We start from the raw sequence: 12,392 nt of genomic DNA, 5'->3' as shown, positions 1-12,392 counted from the left end.
GGAGGATTTATTGTGCTTTTAAGCATGACAGGTTTTAGTCGGGAGAATCAAACATTTCCATGGGGGACACTCGTTGTGGAAATGTCTACAATTAATCATCGATATCAAGACATATCTATACGATTACCAAGAGAACTTTCTTATTGCGAACCAATCTTGAATAATCAACTGAGGCAATCTATCAGACGAGGTAAAGTTAGGCTTAATGTCGATGTTTCGTGGTCTTCATCGTTTAGGGCTGTTTCGATAGATGCTCAGATTTTGCAGGATTACTATTACCAGATACAGGATATACAAAAAAAACTAAGCGTCTCGGCACCAATTCGAGTAGAATCTTTACTTCATTTACCTGGCGTTACTGATTCTCCTGAGGGAAGAGAATCGATTGAGCAGGAAATACAGAAAACACTTTCTGAAATGGTTTCGAAAGCCGTCGACTCTTTGCAAAATATGCGAGAAAAAGAAGGGAATCATCTGGAAGTCGATATAAGAACACATCTTGATTTGTTTTCATCCTTGATCGATCAAATTTCCTCTCTTTGGGAAAAAGCTCAAGAGGAAGCCATGAATGAGACAAGAGAACGAATTAAAAAGATATTTGAAGATAACGGGCCAATAGTCGATGAAAATAGAATAGCTCAAGAAATAGCCCTTATGGCTGATAAGTGGGATATTTCAGAAGAGATAACCAGAGCACGAAGTCATATCGACAAATTTAATACTATTTTGAGCGGGAAAGTTTCTGAAGGACGGAAAATGGATTTTTTGATTCAGGAGATGAATCGAGAGATAAATACGATAGGGTCTAAAGTGACTCACGCAGAAATACGCTGGCTTGCCGTAGAGGCAAAGACGGCACTTGAGCGGATACGAGAACAAGTACAGAATGTGGAGTGATGGTGATGTCGTATCGATTAGTTCACATTGGCTTTGGCAATATGATTGTAGCAGAGCGTATTGTTGCCATTATTCATCCTAGTTCAGCTCCTATTAAGCGGTTGAAAGAGGAAGCTAAAGACGAAGGGCGATTAATTGATGCTACTCAAGGTAGAAAAACTCGTGCTATCCTCATTACTGATAGCAATCATGTAGTTCTTTCGGCCATTCAACCTGAAACTATAGTTAATCGATTTGAGGAAGAAGCGGACAATGAGGAGTACAAATAAAAAAGGGAACTTATTTGTTATATCGGGACCTAGCGGTGCTGGAAAGGGAACAGTTAGAAAGACACTTTTTCAGCACATGCCTGAATTAGTTTACTCTATCTCTTGTACAACTCGAGAACCTAGAAATGGTGAAATAGATGGGGTTGATTATAGGTTTTTGAATGAGACTACTTTTCAAGGGTTGGTTAAAGAAGAAAAATTTCTCGAATGGGCTAATGTTCATGATCATTCGTATGGGACGTTAAAATCGGATGTAGAGAAAGAGTTGCAGGCTGGGAATGATGTTGTTCTTGAAATAGATGTGCAAGGCGCACTTCAGGTAAAAAACGCTTTTGCTGACGCGGTTCTTATCTTTATAATGCCTCCTTCTACTGAAGAGCTTGAACGGAGACTACGAAAAAGAGGAACGGAAGAAGAGAAGACTGTTCAACTTCGTCTTCACAATGCCATAAAAGAAATGGCAAAGGCAGAAGCTTACGATTTTGTTGTTGTAAATGATTGCGTGGAACGGGCTGCACTTGAAATAAAAAAAATTATTCTCAGTTATAAACTAGAGTGCTGTTTATAGTGGGGAGGTTAAAAAATGAAGTTTTATGATATTGATAGTTTAGAAAAAAAGACTGGAATAGACAATAAATATTTATTAACAGTTCTTGTCGCTAATTGGAGCCGTCGGATAAGTGAACAAAAGAGTCGCATGCTTGAAGAAGACATAGAAGAGCATCTTTCATTAGCAATGGAGGATATCGCGAAAGGACGAGTCAAATACAGAATCCCTTCTTCACGGGCAAAGATATTGTTCCCTGGAGACTCCGATGCTAACGTGGAAAAATAAGCGACGAGTTGTTTTTTGCGTTACTGGCGGAATTGCCGCTTATAAGGCTCCTGAGATTCTTCGTACTCTACAAAAAGCAGACTGTGAAGTCGAAGTTATATTAACAGAGGGAGCAGAAGCTTTTGTAAGTCCAATGGTTCTTTCAACCTTGGCTGGACGTCGTGTATGGAGACAGCAAGATTTTCTTTCAGCAGATCGCGGTTGGGAAATTCCGCATATACATTTGGCAGATTGGGCTGAAATTGTGCTTGTTGCTCCATGTACTGCTGAAACTCTTGCTTGTTTAGCTCAAGGTCATGGAGAACGGTTGCTTGATGCTACTGTTTTAGCTACAGAGGCTCCTGTGTTGCTTTTTCCTGCAATGAATGAGCATATGCTTGTTCATCCTGCTACTGTAAAGAATATCGAAAGAGTGAAAGAGCTGGGATATGTAGTTGTGGAGCCAGATACTGGGAATCTAGCTTGTGGATATGAGGGAAGAGGACGACTACCAGACGCTACCGTAATTATGGAAGAAGTATGGAAAAGTCTCTCTCCTAAGAAAGATTTCTTGAATAGAAGCATACTTGTGACAGCGGGACCTACGTGGGAATTTTTAGATCCCGTTCGTTTTATCAGTAATCCAAGTAGTGGAAAGATGGGTTTTGCTCTTGCTCGTGCAGCTTGGTACAGAGGTGCAACTGTCAAGCTTATTTCGGGACCGGTCTCTCTCTCTGATCCCTATGGCATACCTTGTCAGCGAGTGGAGTCTGGTATGGATATGTATAAAGCAGTTATGGATGAAATGTCCAGTGCTGACATTATCATAAAAGCGGCAGCAGTAAGTGATTATAGAACTGCATCTATTGAAACTGAGAAGATGAAAAGAGAAGGGAAAGATACGCTTTCTCTTGACCTAGTTCAAAATCCGGATATTGCTGCTGAGGTTGGGAAAAGGAAAACTTCTAAACAGGTACTTGTTGGATTTGCTGCAGAAAGTAGTCATCTTATAGAACATGCTAAAGGCAAGATGGAAAGAAAGAACCTTGATCTTATCGTGGCTAACGATATTACGGCTTGTGATGCCGGTTTTGCCGTCGATACGAATCGGGTTAAAGTTATAATGAAAAAGGGCGATTTTTTTGAGCTTGAAGGAAGCAAAGAAGAAGTAGCTTGGGGAATCTTAAATACTGTTGCTGAACTGTGTCACAAGGAAGCGATCAATTGACGTTGATTGATGTTGTTGTTCCTGGGCCGTGGTGGAATTCTCTATCGTATGAGTATGAAGGGGATGTGAAGCCGGGTGTTCGTGTACTTGTTCCCATGGGGCCTTCAAAACGTGTGGGTTTTTCTCTTGGAAGGTCATCTGGCCCATCGGAAAACAAAGAAATATTCCGTATTCGTTCCCTTATTCGGCCGTTAGATGAAGAAACTCTATTTCCAAATGATCTTTGGCTGTTGAGTCATTGGATAGGCGTTAATTTTCTGTGTGGTCGAGGAGAGGCATTACGGGTGATGTCTCCCTCTCAACTTTTAAAGGGAGAAGCGACAGAGCCTATCCCCCCTTCTGGAGTAGAAAAGCTCAATAGATCCTTTACGCAAAATTACTATTACTTTTCAGAGGATGAACAACGACATAAAAGGTATGTAGATATCTTACGGAATAACCAGGGCTCGGCTATTTTGCTTTTTCCTGAAAGAGCTTTAGCCGAGCTTTTTTATTCTCTTTTAGAGACACAAGGGTTTGAAAAAGTGCTGCTATGGCCTTCTGTTGGTGGCAAAAAGCTATGGGAAGCCTGGAACAAAGCTTGTATCGGAGATGTTAATATCATAGTAGGTGGTCCTGGTGCTGTTTTTGCCCCTCTATGTAACCCGGAGCTTATACTTGTAGATGAAGAAAGTAGCCCTGCATACCGCCTGCAATCTGTTCCCTTTCTGCAGATACGTTCAGTGGCTGTGCAGAGAGCACGTATAGCAAAAAGTTCTTTATATCTTTGTGGTCGATTACCTTCATCGAAAATATTCCTTCATAAAAAACCGGAGGAACAACTCGTTTCTCCGGAGAAAAGAGCCTTTTTTGTCGATACAAAGTTTGCTCCTAAACCTGATTTCCCGGGAATAAGCTCTTCTTTTCCACTAAGTGAGTCTTTGGTACGAGAAACGATGAAATGCTTGGGCGAGAAAAGAACAGCTTTATGGATTCTTGATCGAAAAGGGTATGCCGGAGAAATTACATGTGAGGAGTGCGGTGGCACACTTGTTTGTCATTCATGTGGAGTGGCATTGAGAGCGGAAGAAGAAGCAGTAAATGTCACCTGCCCGCTATGCGGGTACAAGGCTCCTTTCCCTAAAAAATGTCCAAAATGCGGAGGGTTTTTACTTAGTGGCAAGCGTCCTGGACTAGAGATTGTATTGAAAATAGCTCAGGCACTATGTGGAGAGGGCTATCCAGTGGTAGAATGGCATGCGGAAAAAAATACAAGCAAAAAAAGACTGAGAGAAATTAATGCGCATTTTGTTCATGGAGGAATAGTTGTTGGCTCACGAGCAGCTCTTTCACTTTGTGATTCTATGCTTGTTGGCATGATAGGTTGGATTGACGCCGATGCTGAGGCTCGTAAAGTGGTCTATCGGTCAAAATTTGATGCATATCGTATGGTACTTGAATCTTTCTGGCGTGGAAGAGAAGCGGCGCAAAGACGGGTTATCATACAATCTCGAAGGCCAGGAAAGGGTTGGCAGAGAGGAATTCTTGAGGGATGGACGTCCTTTTGGTATAAAGAGCTCAAAGAACGACAAGAATATGGTTTTCCACCCTTTAGTATTTTAGCAGAGATTACTCCGCCTCCTAACAAGAAAGAGGAGTTATTAGACTATCTTGTAGAGAAAAATATAATGGCTATGGATCCGGGGGGTAAGGAGAAAACTTTATGGATTTTTGTTGAGCGCCCCGGGAAGCTAAAGAAAGTTCTTGAGCCGTGGTTTAATATTTCAAAATCGAGAGAGGGCTTTCCGTTGGTCTCTCTTTGGATCGATTAAATAGAAATTTAAAGGAGGAATATAGGGAAAATGCCCATAATAGCAATAGTGGGAAGACCCAATGTAGGGAAATCTTCTCTTTTCAATAGAATTTTGGGTCGCCGTGATGCCATTGTAGATGATATGCCCGGTGTAACCCGTGATCGCATTTATGGAGAGACAGAGTGGAAAGGGAGAAACTTTTATATTGTAGATACGGGTGGGCTTCTTGTTCGTGACGAACATCCACTTGTTGATGGGATCAGAAAACAGGCGACGTTAGCCATTGAGGAAAGCCAGGTCATATTGTTTGTTATAGATGGTCTTGCGGGTCCTAATTGGATGGATGAAGACGTTGCACACATTCTTCGACGGTCGGGAAAACCAGTCATTGTTGTTGCCAATAAGCTTGATGATGGAGTGCATGAAGATAGAGTTTATGATGCTTACACCCTCGGTTTTGAACATGTAATAGGCATTAGTGCCCTCCATAAACGATATATTGACGATCTACTTGATTTAGCTGTTTCTCTTTTACCTGAAGAGGAAGAGGTGGAGATTGATCCAGAGGAAGTGCGGGTTTCGATTGTGGGGCGTCCGAATGTCGGAAAATCAAGCCTCGTCAATGCCTTTGCTGGCAACGATAGGGTATTGGTGAGTGATATACCAGGAACTACAAGAGATGCTACAGATACGATAGTAGAAACAAAGGAAGGAAAATTTCGTTTTATAGATACAGCGGGACTTCGGAAAAAGAGCCGCATTGATAGCGATATAGAGTATTACTCCTTTGTACGAACCCTTCAGGCGGTTGATCGGAGCGATATTGCCCTTCTTGTTATGGATGCTAATGAACCAGCTACTGATCAAGATAAAAAGATGGCAGCGCAGGTTCTTGAAAAGGGAAAGGGCATAATTCTCATTGTTAATAAATGGGACACATTACAATCTACCGATAAGTTGGGGGATGCAATGAAAAAGAAAATAAGGGAAGAGATGCCTTTCCTTTCTCATGCTCCCTTGCTTTTTGTTTCAGCTTTGACAAAAAGAGGTTTACATAAACTTACGGAAACAATTATACAAGTTCGGGATAATCGCCGAAAAAGAATAGGGACAAATATATTGAACCGTCTAATACGCGACATTTTGGCTTTTCAGGCGTTGCCTACAAGTCGTAAGGGTAGAATTTTGAAAATCTACTATTGCACACAGACTGATGCGGAACCGCCAACCTTTGTATTTTTTGTAAACGATCCGGAAATTGTTACAACGTCTTTTGCGAGACATATAGAGAATAAGTTAAGAGAAATAGAAACTTTTGATGGGGTCCCATTACGTTTATATTGGCGAGTTAAGTCATAATTTGATATTAGTGAAATTTCTACTTGACCGCAGTGGCAGTTACTGGTAATAATAAATCAGCGCAAAGCTTGTCAATTACATGATTTTATATTAAATCAAAGAAAAGGAGGTAATTAGGGGTGACAAAGACAGATCTTGTTAATGCAGTAGCTAAAGCAACAGGTCTCAACAAGCGTGAAGCAGGTGCTGCCGTAGGTGCAGTGCTTGAGGCCATTGAGAATTCTCTTGCCAAAGGTGACAAAGTTCAGCTTGTTGGTTTCGGCACCTTTGAGGTTCGCGAGAGAGCTGCCAGAGAGGGAAGAAATCCTCAGGATCCTAAAAAAGTAATTAAGATTCCAGCAAAGAAAGTTCCAGTCTTCAGACCGGGTAAAGCACTGAAGGAGAAAGTGGAATAGGAATTTTTCGTTTTTTATTGTAGAGAAGAGGCCCTTTAAAGGGCCTCTTTGTTTTTTTAAAGGGAATTCAACGTTTTCCAGAGAGCGAGCCATTCCTCTCCAGTTAAATCTTCGGCTCTCAATGTTGGAGAAAAATTAAGGATCGAGAAACTTTCAATAAGGTTGTTTTTATTAATACCGTTGCGTGAAGCAGAGTTGATTAATGTTTTTCTTCTCTGAGCAAAAGAAGCGCGAAGAAGATTTCTCCAACTTCCATGTTGGGCTAAATCAAAATTTTTATCAATATTTATCTTTATAACAGCAGAGTCTACATTAGGCTGTGGGAAAAAAGCCTGAGGGGGAACTTTGCGCAATATTTTACTTTTCCCCATGAGTTCTAAAGTAATGCCAAGAGGGTAGCGGTCCTTAGTCTTAGGAGGGGCTATTAAGCGCAAGGCAGCTTCTCGCTGAACCATAAAGAGCATAGATTGTAATCCCCTACCTGAAAACACCTCTAGGAGGCGCCAAATCAAGGGAGTAGTTATATTGTAGGGTATATTTGCCACAACTTTAGTAGGAGTTTCAGGTAAAGAATCTTCATAATCAAAGGTTACGGCGTCACCCCAAAAGATAGTAAGACGAGGTTTATATTGTTCCTCTAACGGATCAAGATATGGATGTAATGATTTATCTATCTCTAGGGCAAAAACAGATTTACATGGAGAAAGAGCGAGTTGCTGAGTGAGGACGCCTTGTCCGGCTCCTACTTCCAAAATGACATCAGATTCTTCAATGGAGGCCCATTTGACAATCTGAGCCAAGATGTTTTTATCTTGTAGAAAGTTTTGTCCTAGACTTGATTTATGTTTAAACGTTTGGTCTTTCATTTCCCCTCCGTGTCTATTTTCTTATTTATCAACCGATTTTGTATTATGCCATAAATTACAGAGAGCGCGAACATTCTTAGAACAAAGAAGATGCATGTTCTCTTTTATCTGTTCCAGTGGCCACTCCCACCACGTCATTTCTAAAAGCATAGTTACTTCTTCGTCGGAGAATCTTTTTCGTATGAAACGAGCTGGATTTCCTCCGACAATAGAATAAGGGGTCACATCTTTTGTAACGAGGGCACGACTTCCGATGACAGCACCATGGCCGATTTTGACTCCAGGCATGATCATAGCTTCAGAGCCTATCCATACGTCACTCCCAATAACAGTATCTCCCATAGGGGCGTAGCCGTCACATGCTTCAGAGAAAGCAAACTTTTCATTATGTGTATATTCATCTTGCGTGTAGAAAAAGGGGAAAGTTGTTATCCAGTCATAACGATGACCCTGGTTACCTGCCATAATAAAACTAGCCCCTGATCCTATAGAACAAAAACTGCCTATAATCAATTTGTCGACATCATTTCGGTCTGGCGATAAATAACGAACACACTCTTCAAAAGAGTGTTCATGATAGTATCCGGAGTAGTAGCTATATCGTCCAACTGTAATATTTGGATTTGTTATTTGCTCGGCAATGGGTTTTCCCCTGAAGGGGCTTTCAAAATAGTTTTTCATTTGTTATTTTGCCTCCCAAATTTGCCAATAAAAAAAGCGGGGTAAATACCCCGCTTGTATACGCATGGTCGGGACGAGAGGATTCGAACCTCCGACCACCTGCACCCCATGCAGGTGCGCTAGCCAGGCTGCGCTACGTCCCGATGACTTGGGTATTTTACCTAATATACCAGACTAGGTCAAGCTTTATAAAGGTCTTTCTATTATACATTCTTAGTCTTTTCAATAAAAAAGAGCTGCCCCTTTCGGAGCAGCTCTTTAGCATCTTAAAATATCTTATGCTTCAGTTTTAACTGCTTCTTTGCCCATCTCGGCAAGCTGCTTATATGTTTCGTATCTTTCTTTAGCGTCAGCAGCTGCTTTCTCAAAGAGCTGATCAGCAATCTCTGGGAAGGATTTCATCAAAGAAGAGTACCGTACTTCGCTCATAAGGAATTCCTGGAAATCAGCCTTTGGCTCCTTGGAATCGAGAACGAAGGGGTTCTTTCCTTCGTCTTTGAGCAATGGGTTATAACGGTACAGGTGCCAGTAACCTGCTTCAACAGCTTTCTTTTCCTGAGCTTGAGATTTGCCCATACCGACCTTAATACCATGGTTGATACAAGGAGCGTAGGCTATAATCAAAGATGGGCCCTTGTAGGCTTCAGCTTCAGTTACAGCCTTCATCAACTGGTTTTTGTCAGCGCCCATGGCTACCTGAGCAACGTACACGTATCCATAGGTCATGGCAATACGGCCAAGGTCCTTTTTCTTAACTCTCTTTCCGGAAGCAGCGAACTTAGCAACAGCTGCTGTCGGAGTAGATTTTGAAGACTGACCACCAGTATTCGAATAAACTTCTGTATCAAATACAAATACGTTGACATCTTCACCAGAAGCAAGAACATGGTCAAGTCCGCCGAAACCGATGTCGTATGCCCAGCCGTCTCCACCGAATATCCAGACAGATTTCTTGACAAGGTAGTCTTTTTTGTCTGCGATCTCAGCAAGAAGTTTGTTAGCATCTTCGTTGCCAAGGTCTTTGCCGAGAATAGCGTAGATTTTTTCGGCAGCGACTTTAGACTTATCACCATCATCCTTGTTTTCAAGCCACTCTTCAAAGACAGCCTTGACGTCGGCACAAATGTCGAGATCAAGCAATTTGCGTACAGCTTCTGTAAGTCCCTTCACGGAGTTCTTCACTGAGAGGTACATGCCGTAGCCATACTCAGCGTTATCCTCAAAGAGGGAGTTGGCCCATGCAGGACCCTGGCCCTTGGCATTTGTTGTATAAGGCATGCTAGGAGCAGATCCACCCCAAATGGAAGAACAACCAGTTGCGTTAGCGATGATCATGCGATCACCATAAAGCTGAGTAACTAATTTGGCATATGGTGTCTCTCCGCATCCTGCACAAGCGCCAGAGAACTCGAACAGTGGCTGGGCAAACTGACTGCCTTTCACTGTATTCTTATTTGTAAGGTCAGATTTATCAGAGACAGTAACAGCAAAATCCCAGTTGGGAACTTCTGCGTCTGTCTGAGACGTAAGAGGTTTCATTTCAAGAGCACTTACAGGGCAGATATCAGCACAGTTTCCGCAGCCGAGGCAGTCAAGTGTATCGACCTGCATACGGAATGCGAGCCCTGCAAACTCCTTGCCTTTCGCATCAACTGTAGCAAAGGTCTCAGGAGCGTTTTTCTTGTCTTCTTCATTGAGAAGCACAGGGCGAATAGCTGCGTGAGGGCAGACCATAGCGCACTGGTTGCACTGAATACATTTATCCTTAAGCCACTCTGGAACGTTTACAGCTACACCGCGTTTCTCATATGCGGATGTTCCTGAAGGGAAGCTACCATCTTCGCGGCCAACAAAAGCGCTCACGGGAAGTTTATCGCCTTCCTGGCGGTTGATAACGTCGCAAACGTTCTTAATGAAATCTGGTCTATCTGCGTCATTATTTTCACAGCAGCACTCGTCTTTAGCTTCTTTCCAGCTTGCAGGGATGTCTATCTTGACGAGAGCGCCTACACCCGCATCTACAGCTTTATAGTTCATTTCGACGATCTTTTCGCCTTTTCGGCCGTAGGTCTTCTTAATAGCTTCCTTCATGTACTTCACGGCGTCTTCAATTGGAATGACATTGGCCAATTTGAAGAAAGCGGACTGCATGATCATATTGATTCTGTTTCCGAGTCCGATTTCGATACCAAGGTCGACACCATTCAATACGTAGAACTCAATCTCGTTCTCTGCAAGATAGCGTTTCATACTGGCAGGAAGATGTTTCTCAAGATCTTCTACTGTTGTCCACTGGGTATTAAGAAGGAACTTTCCGCCTTTTTTAAGCCCTGCAAGAACATCGTACAAATGGACATATTCCTGTTTGTGGCAGGCTATAAAATCAGCTGCCTCAATAAGATATGTTGAGCGAATTGGCTTCTTACCGAAACGAAGGTGAGAAATGGTTACGCCACCTGATTTTTTAGAGTCGTAAGCGAAATATCCCTGTGCATACATATCAGTATTATCGCCAATGATTTTAATGGAGTTCTTATTGGCACCAACAGTTCCATCAGAGCCGAGACCCCAGAATTTGCAACGAATTGTTCCTTCAGGAGCAGCGTTGATATTTTCTTTTATTTCAAGTGAAGTGTGGGTAACATCGTCTACGATACCAACTGTGAAGTGGTTCTTGGGTTCTTCAGCTTTAAGATTGTCAAAAACAGCCTTAATCTGAGAAGGAGTTGTATCTTTTGAACCAAGACCATAGCGGCCACCAACGATAACGGGTTTTTCGTCTTTATCATAGAACAATGTACGAACATCTTCATAAAGAGGCTCGCCAAGTGCGCCCTGCTCTTTAGTTCTATCAAGAACAGCAATTTTCTTTGCTGTTGTCGGAAGAACGTTAAAGAAATATTTTGCAGAGAATGGGCGATAAAGGTGAACTTCAATGATTCCGACTTTTTCGCCTTTAGCGTTGAGATAGTCAACAGCTTCTTCTGCGGCCTGGCAGGCAGACCCCATAAGAATTACAACACGCTCGGCATCAGGAGCACCATAATAGTTGAAAGGATGATACTCTCTTCCTGTAACTTTGGTGATCTCATTCATATATTCTTCGACGATATCAGGAAGATCTGTGTAGAAACGGTTTGCTGCTTCTTTTGCCTGGAAGTATATATCAGGGTTCTGAGCAGTACCTTTCTGGTAGGGGTGCTCAGGATTCAGTCCACGATCTTTAAATCGTTTTACTGCATCCCAATCAACAAGTTTTGCCAAATCATCATAATCCATCAACTCGATTTTCTGAATTTCGTGAGAAGTTCTGAAACCATCGAAGAAGTTGACGAAAGGAATACTTGATTTGATAGACGCAAGGTGTGCTACACCTGTAAGATCCATAACTTCCTGTACGCTTCCAGAAGCGAGGAAGCCAAAACCGGTAGCTCTGCATGCTGTTACGTCGCTGTGGTCTCCAAAAATGGAGAGAGCGTGACCGGCTACTGCACGAGCAGAAACATCAAAAACTCCTGGAAGAAGTTCTCCAGCAATTTTATACATGTTGGGAAGCATGAGTAAGAGTCCCTGGGATGCTGTGAAAGTTGTTGTCAGGGAACCTGCAGAAAGAGAACCGTGTACGGCTCCAGAAGCACCTGCCTCTGATTGAAGTTCAACTACATCAACAGTTCTGCCAAAAATATTTTTCAGTCCATGGGCTGCCCACTCATCAATTACCTCTGCCATTGGAGACGAAGGTGTGATGGGATAGATAGCAGCAACCTCTGTGAACGCGTAGGAAACATGCGCCGCTGCGGTGTTTCCATCCATCGTTTTCCATTGCTTAGCCATTCATGTACCCCCTCTGTATTTTTTCAATAGAGAGCATTATGACCTCTGATTGAATCCAAAGCAATGCTCTCCTACTGAAATATAATAATAATTAAGTGCGAAAAAAGAAACAGCTATATTTAAAGGTGAAATATTTGCAAGATATGAACATTCTAAAATCGCATTTTTCAAAAAAGACAAAAAAATCCATTCTGACATTCGCGTTGATATTATCACAATGAAAAGGACTGTCAATGTTATGATAGTCACGAATGGT

At 42.2% G+C, this 12,392-nt stretch carries 11 protein-coding genes and 1 tRNA gene; 8 read left to right on the top strand and 4 right to left on the bottom strand.

All coding sequences use genetic code 11. The features are described from left to right. The first annotated feature begins 12 nt into the window (after positions 1–12). From ACZ5GY_RS05415 to ACZ5GY_RS05380, 8 genes are all read left to right on the top strand, one after another. The gene (locus ACZ5GY_RS05415; RefSeq protein WP_213690533.1) at positions 13–897 is read left to right on the top strand and encodes a YicC/YloC family endoribonuclease; all 885 of its coding nucleotides are present in this window, start codon (positions 13–15) and stop codon (positions 895–897) included. Positions 898–902: 5 nt separating this feature from the next. Next, positions 903–1,166, top strand: a complete 264-nt coding sequence (locus tag ACZ5GY_RS05410; protein WP_213690534.1) for a DUF370 domain-containing protein — start codon at positions 903–905, stop codon at positions 1,164–1,166. Further along, positions 1,150–1,734, top strand: a complete 585-nt coding sequence (gene gmk / locus ACZ5GY_RS05405; RefSeq protein ID WP_213690535.1) for a guanylate kinase — start codon at positions 1,150–1,152, stop codon at positions 1,732–1,734. The genes ACZ5GY_RS05410 and gmk overlap by 17 nt, the downstream gene beginning before the upstream one ends. 15 nt (positions 1,735–1,749) lie before the next feature. Beyond that, on the top strand, positions 1,750–2,001 hold the full coding sequence (locus ACZ5GY_RS05400) for a DNA-directed RNA polymerase subunit omega (protein WP_213690536.1): 252 nt from the start codon (positions 1,750–1,752) through the stop codon (positions 1,999–2,001). Then, positions 1,982–3,208: a bifunctional phosphopantothenoylcysteine decarboxylase/phosphopantothenate--cysteine ligase CoaBC gene (gene coaBC, locus ACZ5GY_RS05395; protein ID WP_213690537.1), complete on the top strand. Its 1,227-nt coding sequence runs from the start codon at positions 1,982–1,984 to the stop codon at positions 3,206–3,208. The genes ACZ5GY_RS05400 and coaBC overlap by 20 nt, the downstream gene beginning before the upstream one ends. Beyond that, entirely contained in the window at positions 3,205–5,019 is a 1,815-nt protein-coding gene (locus ACZ5GY_RS05390; protein ID WP_464112073.1) for a primosomal protein N' family DNA-binding protein, read from the top strand. The genes coaBC and ACZ5GY_RS05390 overlap by 4 nt, the downstream gene beginning before the upstream one ends. A 30-nt stretch (positions 5,020–5,049) precedes the next feature. Next, positions 5,050–6,360 (top strand): ribosome biogenesis GTPase Der, encoded by a 1,311-nt coding sequence (der, locus tag ACZ5GY_RS05385; RefSeq protein WP_464112072.1) that lies wholly within the window; start codon positions 5,050–5,052, stop codon positions 6,358–6,360. 119 nt (positions 6,361–6,479) lie between these two features. After that, a complete protein-coding gene (locus ACZ5GY_RS05380) occupies positions 6,480–6,755 on the top strand; it encodes an HU family DNA-binding protein (protein WP_213695726.1) in 276 nt (91 codons plus the stop codon). Between the two features lie 56 nt (positions 6,756–6,811). Here the strand turns inward: ACZ5GY_RS05380 and rsmA are convergent, their stop codons facing one another. The 4 genes from rsmA to nifJ all read right to left on the bottom strand — a co-directional run bounded on the left by rsmA (position 6,812) and on the right by nifJ (position 12,136). After that, positions 6,812–7,621, bottom strand: coding sequence for a 16S rRNA (adenine(1518)-N(6)/adenine(1519)-N(6))-dimethyltransferase RsmA (gene rsmA, locus ACZ5GY_RS05375; RefSeq protein WP_213699393.1), 810 nt, complete (start codon positions 7,619–7,621; stop codon positions 6,812–6,814). Between the two features lie 21 nt (positions 7,622–7,642). Next, entirely contained in the window at positions 7,643–8,302 is a 660-nt protein-coding gene (gene catB, locus ACZ5GY_RS05370; protein WP_464112071.1) for a type B chloramphenicol O-acetyltransferase, read from the bottom strand. Positions 8,303–8,367: 65 nt separating this feature from the next. After that, a tRNA-Pro gene (locus tag ACZ5GY_RS05365) sits at positions 8,368–8,445 on the bottom strand. Positions 8,446–8,578: 133 nt separating this feature from the next. Next, on the bottom strand, positions 8,579–12,136 hold the full coding sequence (gene nifJ, locus ACZ5GY_RS05360) for a pyruvate:ferredoxin (flavodoxin) oxidoreductase (protein ID WP_323401729.1): 3,558 nt from the start codon (positions 12,134–12,136) through the stop codon (positions 8,579–8,581). Positions 12,137–12,392 lie beyond the last annotated feature (256 nt).

This window comes from Aminobacterium thunnarium, assembly GCF_055390565.1.
Note: the sequence above shows the minus strand (reverse complement) of the source record. Positions and strands in the feature narration are given on the sequence as shown.